At 33.4% G+C, this 14,995-nt stretch carries 14 protein-coding genes; 3 read left to right on the top strand and 11 right to left on the bottom strand.

Translation table 11 applies throughout. The features are described from left to right. From AC3QL1_RS05435 to dusB, 3 genes are all read left to right on the top strand, one after another. Entirely contained in the window at positions 1 to 1,662 is a 1,662-nt protein-coding gene (locus AC3QL1_RS05435; protein ID WP_492495774.1) for a C45 family autoproteolytic acyltransferase/hydrolase, read from the top strand. Next, on the top strand, positions 1,659 to 2,957 hold the full coding sequence (gene flxY / locus AC3QL1_RS05430) for a flexirubin biosynthesis putative acyl-CoA ligase FlxY (RefSeq protein ID WP_492495772.1): 1,299 nt from the start codon (positions 1,659 to 1,661) through the stop codon (positions 2,955 to 2,957). Before AC3QL1_RS05435 ends, flxY begins: the two co-directional genes overlap by 4 nt. A 145-nt stretch (positions 2,958 to 3,102) precedes the next feature. After that, entirely contained in the window at positions 3,103 to 4,095 is a 993-nt protein-coding gene (dusB, locus tag AC3QL1_RS05425; RefSeq protein ID WP_492495770.1) for a tRNA dihydrouridine synthase DusB, read from the top strand. Positions 4,096 to 4,202: 107 nt separating this feature from the next. On the opposite strand, the gene AC3QL1_RS05420 is transcribed toward dusB, so the two are convergent. The 11 genes from AC3QL1_RS05420 to AC3QL1_RS05370 form a co-directional block, all read right to left on the bottom strand. Continuing rightward, positions 4,203 to 4,424: a hypothetical protein gene (locus AC3QL1_RS05420; RefSeq protein WP_492495768.1), complete on the bottom strand. Its 222-nt coding sequence runs from the start codon at positions 4,422 to 4,424 to the stop codon at positions 4,203 to 4,205. Positions 4,425 to 4,496: 72 nt separating this feature from the next. Beyond that, positions 4,497 to 5,924 (bottom strand): MATE family efflux transporter, encoded by a 1,428-nt coding sequence (locus tag AC3QL1_RS05415; RefSeq protein WP_492495766.1) that lies wholly within the window; start codon positions 5,922 to 5,924, stop codon positions 4,497 to 4,499. Between the two features lie 172 nt (positions 5,925 to 6,096). Then, entirely contained in the window at positions 6,097 to 7,296 is a 1,200-nt protein-coding gene (locus AC3QL1_RS05410) for an ABC transporter permease (protein ID WP_492495764.1), read from the bottom strand. A 1-nt stretch (position 7,297) separates the two neighbouring features. Continuing rightward, the gene (gene rbfA, locus AC3QL1_RS05405; RefSeq protein ID WP_115844573.1) at positions 7,298 to 7,690 is read right to left on the bottom strand and encodes a 30S ribosome-binding factor RbfA; all 393 of its coding nucleotides are present in this window, start codon (positions 7,688 to 7,690) and stop codon (positions 7,298 to 7,300) included. A gap of 73 nt (positions 7,691 to 7,763) precedes the next feature. Next, complete coding sequence (locus AC3QL1_RS05400; RefSeq protein WP_492495762.1) at positions 7,764 to 9,044, bottom strand: murein hydrolase activator EnvC family protein; 1,281 nt, start codon at positions 9,042 to 9,044, stop codon at positions 7,764 to 7,766. Between the two features lie 23 nt (positions 9,045 to 9,067). Next, positions 9,068 to 9,847 carry a lipoprotein insertase outer membrane protein LolB1 gene (gene lolB1, locus AC3QL1_RS05395; RefSeq protein ID WP_492495760.1) on the bottom strand — a complete coding sequence of 260 codons (780 nt, stop codon included), beginning with the start codon at positions 9,845 to 9,847 and terminating at the stop codon, positions 9,068 to 9,070. A gap of 14 nt (positions 9,848 to 9,861) precedes the next feature. Next, positions 9,862 to 11,214, bottom strand: coding sequence for a tetratricopeptide repeat protein (locus AC3QL1_RS05390; protein WP_492495758.1), 1,353 nt, complete (start codon positions 11,212 to 11,214; stop codon positions 9,862 to 9,864). Positions 11,215 to 11,237: 23 nt separating this feature from the next. Then, the gene (locus AC3QL1_RS05385) at positions 11,238 to 12,254 is read right to left on the bottom strand and encodes a sugar phosphate nucleotidyltransferase (protein ID WP_492495756.1); all 1,017 of its coding nucleotides are present in this window, start codon (positions 12,252 to 12,254) and stop codon (positions 11,238 to 11,240) included. A gap of 217 nt (positions 12,255 to 12,471) precedes the next feature. Then, positions 12,472 to 12,906: a dUTP diphosphatase gene (gene dut / locus AC3QL1_RS05380; protein ID WP_492495754.1), complete on the bottom strand. Its 435-nt coding sequence runs from the start codon at positions 12,904 to 12,906 to the stop codon at positions 12,472 to 12,474. A 29-nt stretch (positions 12,907 to 12,935) separates the two neighbouring features. After that, a complete protein-coding gene (locus AC3QL1_RS05375; RefSeq protein ID WP_492497533.1) occupies positions 12,936 to 14,396 on the bottom strand; it encodes a lipopolysaccharide biosynthesis protein in 1,461 nt (486 codons plus the stop codon). 93 nt (positions 14,397 to 14,489) lie between these two features. Continuing rightward, complete coding sequence (locus tag AC3QL1_RS05370) at positions 14,490 to 14,936, bottom strand: GNAT family N-acetyltransferase (RefSeq protein WP_492495753.1); 447 nt, start codon at positions 14,934 to 14,936, stop codon at positions 14,490 to 14,492. Positions 14,937 to 14,995 lie beyond the last annotated feature (59 nt).

The raw sequence follows: 14,995 nt of genomic DNA, 5'->3' as shown, positions 1-14,995 counted from the left end.
ATGAAAAACCATTGCTTACATCTATCCTTTATAATTTTTATATCGATATTTGTTTCTTGTGGTACCTCAAAATCAATGCACCATTTACCGGAAATTGCACACTATAATGCTGTAAAACCAGTTGTAACAAAACATTCGAATGAACTTTTTACTTCCGGAAAAAACTCGTTATTAAAAAACAAGCAAGGTCTTTGGGAATTGTATGTAGAAGGTGATCCGCTTGAAATTGGACTCACAGCCGGCGCATTATCCGATTCTCTTTTAAAAAAACAAGAGGAAATATTTTTCTCAAAAGTGGAAGATATTGTTCCTTCAAAATTGCAGCAAAATCTGCTTCGGAATTTTCTAAAGTGGTACAATCGAAAATTATATCTGAATGTTCCGAATGAATATCAAACGGAGATTTATGGCGTTTCGCAATACACTTCTCAGGATTTTAATAATATAGCACCACAATATCAGCGCAGTTTATATTTGCACGGTGCGCACGATATTGGTCACGCTTTGCAGGATCTGGCTTTAGTTGGCTGTTCTTCTTTTGCGGCTTGGGGAGAAAAATCTGAAGATGGAAATTTGATTTTGGGCAGAAATTTTGATTTTTATGTCAGTGATGCTTTCGCAGAAAATAAAATAGTTGCGTTTATAAATCCGAAAGAGGGTTATCCGTTTATGATGGTGACCTGGGCCGGAATGATTGGTACGGTTTCGGGAATGAATAAGGAAGGTTTGACGGTGACGATAAATGCCGGGAAATCTAAAATTCCGATAATTGCAAAAACACCAATTTCGATATTAACCCGCGAGATTTTGCAGCACGCTAAAAATATTGATGAAGCAATTGCCATCGCAAAAAAACGACAATTGTTTGTTTCAGAATCTATTATGGTTGGAAGTGCGTATGATAATAAAGCCATTTTAATTGAGGTTTCTCCAGAAAAAATGGATGTTTTTGATGTTCCAAATACGAATCAATTAATTTGTTCGAATCATTTTCAAAGTGATGCTTTTAAAAATGATGAACGAAATCAATCGCAAATTGCCAATAGTCATTCGCAATATCGTTATGACAGAATGCAGGAACTTTTAAGTGAAAACCCGAAAATCAATCCGAAAATCGCATCTGAAATTCTACGAAATAAAGAAGGTTTACATGATATCGCTTTAGGTTATGGAAACGAAAAAGCACTGAATCAATTAATGGCGCATCACGGAATTATTTTTAAACCGAAAGAAAAATTAGTCTGGGTTTCTGCAAATCCGTATCAATTGGGGGAATTTGTCTGTTATAATTTAGATTCCATTTTTAAAGATAAAAAAGCAGATTTTACTATTTCAATGGAAGAAGAAAATCTGAATATTGCCAAAGATCCTTTTATAGAAAGTACCGCTTTTTTAAACTATCAGAAGTTTAGGACTGAAGATCACAAAATGGATTTATATTTGAAAAATAAAACGAAAATTCCTTTTGATTTTATCCAGAATTACCAATCTTTAAACCCTGATTATTGGGTTGTGTATTATAAAGCGGGATTGTACTTTTACGAACAGAAGTATTTTCAATTTGCGCAAAACAATTTTGAAAAAGCATTAACCAAAGAAATTACAACTGTTCCTGATAAAGAAGCAATTGAAAAATATTTAAAAAAACTCAAAAGAAAATGAATACGATTCCACCAATAGAGCAGGATTCTTTAGAACAAATTAAAAATTTTCAAGAGCAGAAATTAGCAGAACTTTTAACTTATATCAGTCAGAATTCTCCTTTTTACAAACGTCTTTTTGCCGGACAAAATATTGATATTTCAAAAGTTAAAACACTCGAAGATTTACAGCATTTACCGGTAACTACAAAAGAAGATTTACAACAATACAATGATGATTTTGTTTGTGTTCCGCAACATAAAATTATCGATTATGCCTCGACTTCGGGAACTTTGGGAGATCCGGTAACTTTTGGTTTAACCGATTCTGATCTGGATCGACTGGCTTATAACGAAGCCATTTCTTTTGCCTGCGCCGGAATTGCCGAAGGTGATGTCGTGCAATTAATGACGACTATTGACCGAAAATTTATGGCCGGTTTGGCTTATTTTCTTGGTTTGCGAAAACTGCAGGTTGGCGTTATTCGTGTTGGTGCCGGAATCCCGGAATTGCAATGGGATTCAATTTTAAAATACAAACCTTCTTATTTAATTACGGTTCCTTCTTTTTTATTAAAATTGGTTGAATATGCCGAAATTCACGGAATCGATTATAACAATTCGAGCATAAAAGGTGCCATTTGCATTGGAGAATCTCTGAGAAATCAGGATTTTTCGATGAATACTTTATCGAAAAAAATCACTGAAAAATGGAATATTCAGTTGTTTTCGACTTATGCTTCGACAGAAATGAGCACCGCTTTTACAGAATGTGAACACGGTCTTGGAGGTCATCACCATCCGGAATTGATTATTATTGAAGTTTTGGACGAAGAAAATAATCCGGTAAAAAATGGTGAAATTGGCGAATTAACTTTTACTACTTTAGGTATTGAAGCAATGCCTTTATTACGTTTTAAAACGGGCGATATTGTGCAGCTGCATAATGAACCTTGTGCCTGCGGAAGAAATACGGTACGTGTTGGTCCGGTTGTGGGGCGTAAAAAACAAATGATTAAATATAAAGGCACAACACTTTATCCGCCAGCGATGAACGATGTTCTGAGCGACTTCGACAATATTGAAAATCATATTATTGAGATTTCTACCAATGATTTAGGAACGGATGAAATCCTGATAAAAATCGCCTGTAAAAATCAGACTCCGGAATTTTTACAGGAAATAAAAGATCATTTCAGAGCAAAATTAAGAGTAACTCCAAAAATAGAATTTGCTCCAAAAGAAATACTAAATCCCTTAGTTTTTAATCCGATGAGCAGAAAACCAATTCGCTTTTTTGATTATAGAGTTCAATAAAAGGGACAAAGTTGCAAAGGTTCAGAGGGACAAAGGTTCTTAACAGTCTGATAAAAAAACCTTTGAACCTTTGTTACTCTGAACCTTTGAGCCTCATATCACGTAAATTCGAGGAAATGTTGTAATTTTGCACAAAATATTGAAGATGGTCAAGATTGGCAACATAGAATTACCCGAATTTCCTTTATTACTCGCACCGATGGAAGATGTGAGTGATCCGCCGTTTCGCAGATTATGCAAAACGCATGGCGCTGACATGATGTATTCTGAATTTATTTCGTCGGAAGGATTAATTCGTGATGCGATCAAAAGCAGAATGAAGCTGGATATTTTTGATTACGAACGTCCGGTTGGAATTCAGATTTTTGGTGGTGACGAAGAAGCAATGGCGCTTTCGTCTAAAATTGTTTCTACGGTAAAACCCGATTTGGTTGATATTAATTTTGGATGTCCGGTAAAAAAGGTAGTTTGTAAAGGTGCCGGAGCGGGAGTTTTGAAAGATGTAGATTTGATGGTGCGTTTGACAAAAGCGGTTATCAGAAGTACTGATTTGCCTGTAACGGTAAAAACGCGTTTAGGCTGGGATGATAACTCGATCAACATTGATGAAGTAGCCGAAAGACTTCAGGATATTGGTGTTAAGGCTTTGACAATTCACGCCAGAACCCGTGCGCAAATGTATAAGGGTCACGCCGATTGGTCGCATATTGCACGTGTAAAAAACAACCCTAGAATTACAATGCCTATTTTTGGAAATGGCGATATCGACAGTCCAGAAAAAGCATTAAAATATAAAAATGAATACGGTATTGACGGAATCATGATTGGTCGTGCTGCCATTGGTTATCCGTGGATTTTTAACGAAATCAAGCATTTCTTTAAAACCGGAGAACATTTGCCTGCGCCAACAGTTGCTGATCGCGTAGAAGCCGCCAGAAATCATTTAATGTGGTCAATGGAATGGAAAGGTGAACGATTGGGAATTGTTGAAATGCGTCGTCATTATACTAATTATTTCAAAGGAATTCATTCGTTTAAAGAATACAAACAAAAATTGGTTACCACTGATGAACCTGAAAATCTTTTCGCAATTATGAAAGAAATTGAACAGGTTTATGCCGGATATGAATTTGTTTAAAAACTACATAATTTTTGTCAAGTTTAAAACTTTGACAAAGATGTAAATGCAAAAAAAAGACCTTCAAATTGAAGGTCTATTTTATTTAAATATATAAAGCATCATATTTATTCTAATACATTCTTTATTGAATTTCTTTTAGCAAGATCAATTGCTGACTTTAACTCAGAAAAGAATAATTCAGCTTCCTTAACATTTCTAATAGATTTAGATAAATTATCACCATTATTTAATTCTACAACATTACAATTTGTAATGCTTTTGTTCGCACGAGAAGCTAGCGCAGTTTCTTGAATTTTATTAATCTTATTTTGGATCGAATCTTCCATAAAACAAATTTAGTGTAAATTTCCTACATAAAAAAAGACCTTCAAAATTGAAGGTCTTTTTTTATTTATAGATTATACTTGAATACGTTTCCATTTTCCTCGTTTATAAAAGAAAATCCCTGCCAACGTTATAGCGGTTTCTGCAACCGGAATGGCGATAAAAACTCCTGTTGGTCCCATATTAAAATGTTTTGCTAAAATATAAGCTAATGGAATTTGAAACAGCCAGAATCCAAAGAAATTAATTCCGGTTGGTGTCCAGGTATCGCCTGCTCCGTTGAAAGTATTTATTAAAACCATTCCAATTCCGTAGAAAATAAATCCTACGCTCATAATTTGTAATGCTTCAACAGCTACAACTTTTACCATTTCGTCATTGGTGAAAAACGAGATAATATATTTTCCAAAACAAAGGGTAATAATCATAATACTTGCCATGAAAATGACATTGTATTTTGCTGTAGTTAAAACAGATTTTTCGGCACGGTCAATTTGTTTGGCGCCTAAATTTTGCCCAACCAAAGTTGCAGCCGCATTACTTAATCCCCAAGCCGGAAGAATGAAAAACATCATAATTCTTAACGCTGTCTGATATCCCGCAGAACCGTGATCACCTCCGGTTGTTGCTACCAATTGTGCCAGGAAAATCCAGCTGCAGGATGCGATTACAAATTGCAAAATTCCCGGAGCTGCAATTTTTACTAATGCTTTTATTTGTTTAAAGTCCGGAGCAAAATAAGCTATTTTAATTTTTAGAATTCCGTTTCCTGAAAATAAATGATACACCTGATATAATACTCCAATGCTTCTGCCTAAAGTAGTTGCTAATGCAGCACCAACTAATCCGAAAGCCGGAATTGGTCCTAAACCATTAATTAATATCGGACATAAAATAATGTTACAAATATTAGCTAACCACAAACTTTTCATGGCAATGGCTGCATTTCCTGCTCCACGAAATATTCCGTTAATCAAAAATAAAAGCATAATGCATAAACTTGAACCAATCATGATTTGGGTAAAATGATAACCATGTTCAGCTGCATCAATAGATGCGCCCATAAGCAAAAGAATGTCTTTGGCATAAATAACTCCCAAAATACTCATAACACTATTTACTGCAAATGCTATAATTATAGCCTGCATTCCTGCTTTTGCTGCAGCGACCGGATCTTTTTCTCCGATACGTCTCGCTACAACCGCCGTTGCCGCCATACTCATTCCTATTGCCAGGGAATATATAATAGTAAGAACAGATTCTGTTAAGCCAACAGTTTGAATCGCAAAACTGCTGTGTTCTAAATGTCCAACGAAATATAAATCGACTAAAGCAAAAACCGATTCCATCATCATTTCCAAAACCATTGGAATGGCTAATAAAATGACTGCTTTCTTGATGTTTCCAGCGGTATAATCAAAAGATTCATCGCCTTTGATTGCTTGTGTTAATGTGGTAAAAATTTTAGAAAATAAGCTTTTCTTTATTGTAGTTTCTGTCATGATTTGTTAGAATAAATGATAAGATTAGCTCAGATATTATAATTCTGAACTCAAGAGAAATAAACGTAAGTATCCTAATTATTCTAAAAATAAAATAGGATTAGGCAGAAACAATCATATGCTTGTAGTTTTTGAGACGATAAATATAAGTAATATTTTTTAGGAAGAAATATTAATCTAATAAGTTTTTGCTTACGCGGCTGCTGGCGATTAAAGAGGCCACAAAACCAAGTGAAACTATTGTCGTTAAAACAATTAATACATTTTCAAGATTAAAAACAACGGGATATGCTAATGTTGGCGTAATCATAATGAGTTCATATCGCTGTTGTAACAATACTAAAATAATACCCAGAATGAGACCAATTATTCCTCCAAAAACACTTAATAAAGTTCCTTGCAGTAAAAATATTTTTCGGATGCTGTTTATTTCTGTTCCAAGATTGAAGAGGGTTTTCAGATTTCCTTTTTTCTCTAAGATCATCATAATCAAGGCTCCGACCAAATTAAAAAGCGCTACAATAATTACCAGAGTAAAAATTAGATATACGACAATGTTTTCGGTATTGAGCATTTTATACAAAGACTCATTTAATTGTGCCCGATTTTTTAAAGTGATTTTGTTTTTGAAAATGTTTTGGAGCTGCGTTTTGATTGTGTTTTCATTTGCATTTTCCTTTAAATGAAATTCAATTCCTGAAATTTGATTGGGTTTGTACATCAGTAATTCCTGTGCTAAACTCAAATCAGCAAATACATATTTTGAATCTAAATCTTCGCTTATAGAATAAATTCCAACAGGCAAAACATCAGTTTTATTAAATGCTTCTTCGGGATTTTCAAAAGCTCCTTTTCCGGGTTTTGGCGCAAATATCTGCAACGGGGTTTCGAAATCTAATATTCCCATTGAAAAATCTCTGGCGATTCCATAACCTACTACAACCTGATACGTATCTGGTTTAATCCATTGTCCGTTAAAAAGCTTTTTATTAATGTCGTTTACTACAGGGTAAAGACTGTCAACTCCTTTTAAATATGTAACCTGCTGTTTGTCTTTAAACAAAAACAAAACCCGTTCTTCTATAATTTTAGTATACGAAGCAACGCCGTCAATTTTTTTAAGCTGTTTGTCCTGATCCGGTGTTATTAAAAATGACTTTCCAAGAGTACTTGTCATTTTTAAGTCAGGATCTATTTCGTTTGTAAACGAAAGGCTGAATACTTTTAATCCGCTAAAAACAGATAAAACTACAAACAAAGCCATCGTACCAACTATGATTCCCAAGCTGGCAATGCGGTTGATAATATTTATAGCATTGTTTTTACTTTTGCTAAAAATGTAACGTTTGGCTATGTAAAGGGGGAAATTCAATTTATGATTTTCTTCTTTTTTCTAAAAGATCACGGTTCTCAATTGGGTTTTCTCTGTTTGATAAAGCATTGTCAATTTTTTCGATATAATCTAATGAGTCATCGATAAAGAATACAAGATTTGGTACACGACGCAATTGCAAACGTACACGTTGTGATAAATCATGTTTGATTAATGTAGTATTTGATTTTATTCCGTCTAAAGTTTCCTGCGCCTTATCCTGAGGAAAAATGCTTAAATAAACCGTTGCCACAGATAAATCTGAAGTAACACTAACTTTGGATACCGAAATTACCAAATTACTAATTCCGTTTTTTCTCACTTCACCTTGCAAAATATCAACCAAATCTTTTTGAATGACACCGCCTATTTTTTTCTGTCTATTTGTTTCCATAGTGCAAAAATACTATTTTTAAATTTCATCGATGCAATTTCAAATAAAAAAGGGAGCAATTAGCTCCCTTTCTTTATCTGTTTTGTAACCATCCTTCCGGATTATTATTTGATGTATTCTGAAGAATCAAAAACTTGATAATTGTTTTCCCCGTGTCTCCACTGGTTCTTACTTTTCCAATAACCTGTTTCACTTTTACTTTGTCACCTTGCTCAACAGATACCGAACTTAGGTTTTGATATACTGTAAAATAATCTCCATGCTGAATAAAAACAGCTCTGTTTACAGGAGACAATGCTATCACTTTTGATACTACTCCTTCAAATACAGCGCGGGCATTTGCTCCTTGTTCTGTAGTAATCTCTACTCCGGAATTATGAACGGTTAGTGTTGGATAAAGCGGATGCGGCTGATCTCCGTAACCAAGAGATATAAATCCTTTCTCTACCGGCCAAGGCAGTTTTCCTCTATTTGCTTTAAAATCGGCAGCTAAAATTTTACCTTCCGGGGTTAATGTAATTCTGTCTGATGAATAACTTTTAGGTGCTGACGCTTCTGCCTTATCTGCTTCGCTGGCTTTACCTTCTGCTATTCTTTTACGTCTTTCTTCTTCTGCTCTTTGATTGGCTAATCTAATTTGTTCACGGATAAGATCCTTAATTTTAGCGTCGATTCTTCTCGATTCCTGTTGTTTAGATCTTGTATCTGCAATAATTTTATTCTTATCTCTTTTTATTTCGTTAACCAGTTTTTGCTGTTCTTTCTTTTCAATTTCTAAGCTTTGCTTTTCTTTTTGATTTTCAGCAATAATTTTTTTCTTGATTTGTCTTTGTCCGTCCAGTTTTGCATTATAATCAACTAATTCAGCTGTTTTTGACTGGATTTCTAAACCTTGATTTTTTCTGAAATTGGTATATTGTTTTAAATATTGTGCTCTTTTGTAAGCCTGTAGAAAACTTTCTGAAGATAAAATAAACATCGCTCTGCTTTGTTCAGAACGGCTTTTGTACGACTTCAAAATCATTTTAGCATAATCTTCTTTTAAAACAGCCAATTCCCTATTTAGTTTATTAACCTTAAGCTGGTTAATATACATATCGTTATTTAAAATCTTTTCCTGTTTTGCTGTTGTATTAATAAGTTTTTCTTTCAGCTTAATTTTATTTGCCTGAATTAAAAACACATTTACCGCTGATTTTTCTTTTTTCTTTACAGATTGCAACATTTTTTCGTTGTCTCTAATTTCCTGCTGAATCTGAGCTTTTCGCTGTTCAAGTTTTTCTTGCTGCGAATCTTGTGCCCAGACAAAAGTTGTGGCACATATAAAAATTAGGCTGAGGAGAAATTTCGGCATGTTTCTGTTTTCTTTTTGCAAATTTACTTAATTAAAACTTTCTTATAACCACTTGGTACGCTATAAGGAAAAGAAAGTTCTTCATTAAACGAAATGTTATTGTAATTTAAATTGATATCTGTTTTTCCTTTTGGCTGAATTGCATTGATTTCGATACTTGTTGGAATATTTCCCTGATCAAAAACTTTGTTGTCAGAGTATTTAATTTCTAACATGATATTTTCTGTCGCTTGCGAAATCTGTTCTTTTTGCAGCAAATATTTTTCAGGTTCCAAAAAGAAAGCTTTTTTCAATTTAGTCTCTTTTTCATCTTCTAAACGAATCAGGTTTTCTACAATTGTTTGTGTGTATTTCCCTTTTTTAAGATCGTCTAAAGCTTCTCCAACTAATAAATTTTGCACTTTACTATAATCAAGTTCGGTTCCCAACCATTTGCTTAAACTGGTAAAATCTCCTTCATAATAAGTACTGTTTATTTTTTCGTAATAACTTACTGCTGTTGGCGTAATTAATGCTTTTGCCATTGTGATTCCAAGAAAACGAACACTGATTAAAATCTGTTTGTCTTTTTCAATTCTAATTTCGGCGGTTACATTCTGACTTTGTTTTTCATCAACATATTTGGCACTTGCTTTTATGTATAATGTTTTAAAATCTAATTTATTGTCATAATGTTTTTCTATAACATTGTTGTCTTTTTTTACAACAACTTCTTTATTATCAGTACTTTGCACTGCTACTGCTTTTGATTTACAGGAAATCATAAAAACAGATACCAATACAATTGCTATATATTTTTTCATCTTGAATTTTCTTTTTACTTCTTTTTCTTTAATAATTCATTTGCCTTCAAAAAGTATTCCTCTTTTTTTCTGGCGTCTCCCAATCCATTATAAGCTTCTCCGAGCTGAATATTAAAATTTGCTTCCAATTTAACATCGTCAACTACATAATCTAATCCCATTTCTAAGACGGTTTTTGCATTTTTAAATTGCTGCAGCTGATTGCTTCCTAATCCGGCATAATAATAAAATTGCGGCTGACTTGGATAAACTTCAATCATAGTCATTGCTCTTTTTGTCATAGCATCAAATTGTTTTGCCTGCGCATAAGCATCCAGCAAAAGCAAATTAGTTTCGCGATCTGTATCTGAATTGGCGCTTAAATCTTTTTCATAATATTTAATTGCATTTTCAAATTGGTTTTTGCTGTGATAAAATTTTCCAATTTCTTTCGCCACATCAACATTTGGATCATTATCAAAATAACCTATCGCTTTTTCTAAATCCGGTGCATATTGCGGATTTTTATTTACATAAATCAAAAACTCATTTAAGGTACGATGTTTTATTTTTGAATCAATTTTTGAACTTGCCAAAATTATATTCATCGACTTAATCGCTTTATCTGCCTGATTTGCATCTAAATATCCCTTAAACAAACTTACCTGCGCCCACTCTGAATTTGGAATTTCTTTTGCCAGCTGTTTCGCAACATCCAAAGCTTTATCTGTTTCTTCAGATTTTGAATACAGGAAAATCAGATCTACATAATTTGATTCTTCTTTTGGATTCTTTTTAATCTGTTCAATTAAATTTGAAGCCTCGGCATTTTGATATTTTCCCTGTGATAAAATCTGCATTTTATAACGATCACGATCTTCCGATTTTCCAAACTTATCGTTCATTTCATTAATCGTCGCAAGTGCTTTATCATATTGATTTGAAATCATATACAACGAAATCAAATCATCTTTGTATTCTTCGTCAAACGGAATAATTTTTTGAATTGTTTCGATTGCCAAAGGATAGTTTTTGGTTTCATAACTTACGTCATAAATTCCAAGCCAGTACCATTTATTTTTAGGATCTAATTGAGTCGCTTTTTCAAAAGAACTCTGGGCATTGTTGTAATCTTTTAATGCCAGGTAATTTTTTCCTAATTCAAAATAAGCTACTGCGTCATTCGGTTTTAGCTTCACGCATTTTTCTAATGATGCAATTGCTTTATCGTAATTCTCGATTCCTTTTTGCTTCAATGATTCATAAAAAGAGTCCTGATATTCATCTGTTGCCATAGCAATATCTTCCGGATTGGTTTGTGCCATAACCGAAAATGCATTGCTGAACAAAGCGAATATTAAAATTACTAAAACTCTTTTCTTTATCATTTACACAATTTCTTTTTAAATTTTTATTCTAAAACAGAATAATCACCAATGCTAATGCTTGTAAACTTACCATCATAACTAACGTGGTTTCCAATCATTGCATTGTCCAGATTAGCATTTTTTATTTGTGAAAACGTTTGTACTAAACTGTTTTTTATTGTACTGTCGATAACATGACATCCTTTTCCTAAAGATACATTTGGACCTACAGTTGCATTTTTCAACACTACATTTTCACCAATAAAACATGGCGGAATAATGGTTGAGTTATCTAAAGTTACGTCATAATCTACTAAATGTTCACCATCATTGTGTAAAAATCCTAACATTCTTGTATTGGTTTCAACCGTTACATCTTTATTTCCGCAATCCATCCATTCGTCAACGCTTCCGGTTTTAAAAACTTTTCCGTTCGCCATCATTGCTTTGATTCCGTCATTGATCTGATATTCACCACCATTCTGAATATTATTATCCAGAACACCCTGAAGTTCTTTTTTCAAATCTCCAACTTCCTTAAAATAATAGATTCCGATAACGGCAAGATCGCTTACAAATTCTTTTGGTTTTTCGACCAATTCTATAATTTCGTTATTGTTATTTAATTTCACAACACCAAATGCTTCCGGCTGTTCGACTTGTTTTACCCAAATCACAGCATCTGCAGAAGGATCTAATTCAAAATCTGCTCGTATTAAAGTATCTGCATACGCAATTACGGCCGGACCAGATAAAGATTCTTTGGCACACATAATAGCATGACCAGTTCCTAAAGGTAAATCCTGACGATAAATTGAAGCTTTTGCTCCTAAACTTCCTGCCAATTCTTCTAAACTTTCTACAAGATCATCTCCAAAAAAAGCAGGATCTCCTAATATAAAAGCCACTTCTTCGATTGGTTCTTTTAATATTTTGGCAATATCTTCAACTAAACGATGTACTATAGATTTTCCCGCAACCGGAATTAATGGTTTTGGAACTGTTAATGTATGTGGCCTAAGTCTTGATCCTCGACCCGCCATTGGAACGATTATTTTCATTTTGAAATTATTTTATATGGGAAGATTTAAAATCTTCAGTTTGGTTAGTTCAAATTATGTTACGGTAAAAGACATTTTGTCCTAAAATTTACCGCAAAGTTCGCAAAGGTTCTTTCGCGAAGATTAATAAGTTTTATTCATTTTAAGATCGCAAAGTTTACAGACCGACAGTTGAAACTGCGACTGAAAACTGCGACTCAAAACTGATTACTGAAAACTACTTCACGCCAGTGCTTCCAAAGCCGCCTTCGCCTCTTGAAGTTTCAGAAAGTTCTCCAACTTCAATCCACTCAGCTCTTTCATGTTTGGCAATAATCAATTGGGCAATTCTTTCTCCGTTTTCGATTACAAATTCCTCGTTTGATAAATTTACTAAAATTACGCCTATTTCTCCTCTATAATCAGCATCAACAGTTCCAGGAGAGTTTAAAACCGTCACTCCTTTTTTTGCAGCCAAACCACTTCTTGGTCTTACCTGCGCTTCAAAACCAATTGGTAATTCAATAAAAAGTCCTGTTTTTACAATCGTTCTTTCTAATGGTTTTAATGTTATTGATTCGCTTAAATTGGCACGTAAATCCATTCCTGCCGAAGCAATTGTTTCGTAATTTGGTAATGCGTGTTGTGACTTGTTGATTATTTGTATTTTCATTTTTTTATTTAAAAGATTAAAAAGCAAGACTACTTTCTATTCATAATTCCTTTGATGGTGTCTTTTTCGTTGTGATAAACAAAATATATAAAAGCTAATAATAACGGAATTCCAACGAAATAATTTTCTCTAAATCCGTAAAAAGAAATAGCCGAAAACAGAATTGAAATTCCTAAATAAGCTCCAATTTTATTCATATCATAAGGAATTGGATAATATTTGTTTCCTAAAATATAGGAAATTAACATCATACTTCCGTAAGCTGAAATTGTAGCAATTGCCGATCCATAATAACTGTATTTCGGGATTAGCATATAATTTAAAACCAATGTTACAATGGCACCAACTATAGAAATGTAAGCGCCAATTTTTGTCTGATCTGTCAATTTATACCAAACGGATAAGTTGTTGTAGATTCCTAAAAAGAAATTCGCCAAAATAATTAACGGAACTACTTTCATAGCTTCCCAATACGATTTATTGTCCAGCAGAAGATATTTTAAAACATCTGCAAAAACGATTACTCCCAATAAAATTAAGGATCCGAAAATCACAAAGTATTTTGTAATTACAGCATAAGTTTGAGGCGCATTTTCGTTTTTTGCGTGGCTAAAAAAGAAAGGTTCGATTCCTAATCTGAAAGCAGTTGCAAATAAAACCATAAACAAACCTAATTTATAACAGGCTGAATACGCTCCAACTTCTGACTTGGCTAAATTTTCAGGTAATAAATATCCAAGTAAGATTTTATCGAAATGTTCGTTAACGGCAAATGCAAGTCCGGCAACCAGAATTGGCAAACCGTATTTCATCATTTTTTTCCAAAGTACAGGATCAAATTTTCTGCCAAGCGAAAGGTAATTTGGCGAAAGCACCACAAAAGTGGCTAAACTTGCCAGTAAATTTGCAATGAAAATATAAGCGATCTGGAAATTTTCTACATATAAATTATCCCAAACAGAATTAGGATTTGCTGCTGCAAGTTTTGGCAGATATATTAAAAAGAAGAAATTCAGTAACATATTAATTATTACGTTTCCAATTTTAATAGCCGCATAAACCATTGGTCTCTGGTTCGCACGAAGTTTAGAAAAAGGTACTAAAACCAAAGCATCGAGAACTAATATCCAGACAGAATAAGTGATGTATTGCGCATCAACTTCGGCCCAGTTTGCTAATGTATTTCTAAAAATTAAAGCTGCAAAAAGAAACCCAATCGACGACCAAAATATTGATATTGTTGATGTTGCAATGACATTTTTCTTGTCTTCTTCGGCGCTGTAAAATCTAAAAAAAGCGGTTTCCATTCCGTACGAAAGTACCACGTTAAAGAAAACCATCCAGGATAAAACAATCGAAACTTCTCCGTATTCTGCTGTTGGTAAAATCCCGGTATACAGTCGTACTAATAAAAAACTTAGCATTCGGGGTAATACTGTTGCTAATCCGTAAATAGCAGTTTGTTTGAATAGACTTTTATATAATCCCAAAATATGTGTGTAATAAAGTTTGTAAGACAAAAATAACCAATTCTTTCGTTTATTATCGATTTTGTTGATTCAATAAAAAACTTCTGGATGATTTTACTGTGTTATTTTCTTTTCGTCTAAAATTTTAACAAAGTGAAATCCCTTTGGACCGTAACCCTGATTGTAGTAAAAGCGGTGTGCAGCAAAATTTCCTGTAAAAGCATCCAAAACAATACTGCTGCAATCCAGCTCTATAGCTTTTTGCTCGATATAATCTGTTAGTAATTTTCCAATTCCTTTTGAACGAAATTCCGGATTTACCACAAAATTATCTATTTCGAGATATTTACCTGTCCATAATTTAGTGGCAGACCAACAACCTGTAATTCCCAAACAAATTCCATCCTCAAAAACTCCAATCTGAATATAATTATGCGGCACCATTTGAGAAAGATATGCTTCATATTTCTCAACAGAAAGATTTGGATAAAGAAACCGAATTGTTTCAATATTATCCAGCATTTCCTTAATAGTTGTAAGTTCTTGTATTTTCAGTTTCATGATTTTTTAAAGATAGTTTTCAAAATTAATCAAAAAAAATAAATTGTTAAGATTTGAAA

The sequence above is a fragment of the Flavobacterium sp. GW823-FHT04A11 genome, assembly GCF_058796535.1.
This window is presented reverse-complemented; position numbering and strand designations above follow the sequence as displayed.

What these genes read in the sequence shown, in the direction of transcription:
- dut (WP_492495754.1), bottom strand. Translation starts at nt 12,906, where the DNA reads ATGAAAATACAAATAATCAACAAGTCACAACACGCATTACCAAATTAC.
- AC3QL1_RS05370 (WP_492495753.1), bottom strand. Translation starts at nt 14,936, where the DNA reads ATGAAACTGAAAATACAAGAACTTACAACTATTAAGGAAATGCTGGAT.
- rbfA (WP_115844573.1), bottom strand. Translation starts at nt 7,690, where the DNA reads ATGGAAACAAATAGACAGAAAAAAATAGGCGGTGTCATTCAAAAAGAT.
- AC3QL1_RS05420 (WP_492495768.1), bottom strand. Translation starts at nt 4,424, where the DNA reads ATGGAAGATTCGATCCAAAATAAGATTAATAAAATTCAAGAAACTGCG.
- lolB1 (WP_492495760.1), bottom strand. Translation starts at nt 9,847, where the DNA reads ATGAAAAAATATATAGCAATTGTATTGGTATCTGTTTTTATGATTTCC.
- AC3QL1_RS05415 (WP_492495766.1), bottom strand. Translation starts at nt 5,924, where the DNA reads ATGACAGAAACTACAATAAAGAAAAGCTTATTTTCTAAAATTTTTACC.
- AC3QL1_RS05390 (WP_492495758.1), bottom strand. Translation starts at nt 11,214, where the DNA reads ATGATAAAGAAAAGAGTTTTAGTAATTTTAATATTCGCTTTGTTCAGC.
- flxY (WP_492495772.1), top strand. Translation starts at nt 1,659, where the DNA reads ATGAATACGATTCCACCAATAGAGCAGGATTCTTTAGAACAAATTAAA.
- AC3QL1_RS05385 (WP_492495756.1), bottom strand. Translation starts at nt 12,254, where the DNA reads ATGAAAATAATCGTTCCAATGGCGGGTCGAGGATCAAGACTTAGGCCA.
- dusB (WP_492495770.1), top strand. Translation starts at nt 3,103, where the DNA reads ATGGTCAAGATTGGCAACATAGAATTACCCGAATTTCCTTTATTACTC.
- AC3QL1_RS05400 (WP_492495762.1), bottom strand. Translation starts at nt 9,044, where the DNA reads ATGCCGAAATTTCTCCTCAGCCTAATTTTTATATGTGCCACAACTTTT.
- AC3QL1_RS05435 (WP_492495774.1), top strand. Translation starts at nt 1, where the DNA reads ATGAAAAACCATTGCTTACATCTATCCTTTATAATTTTTATATCGATA.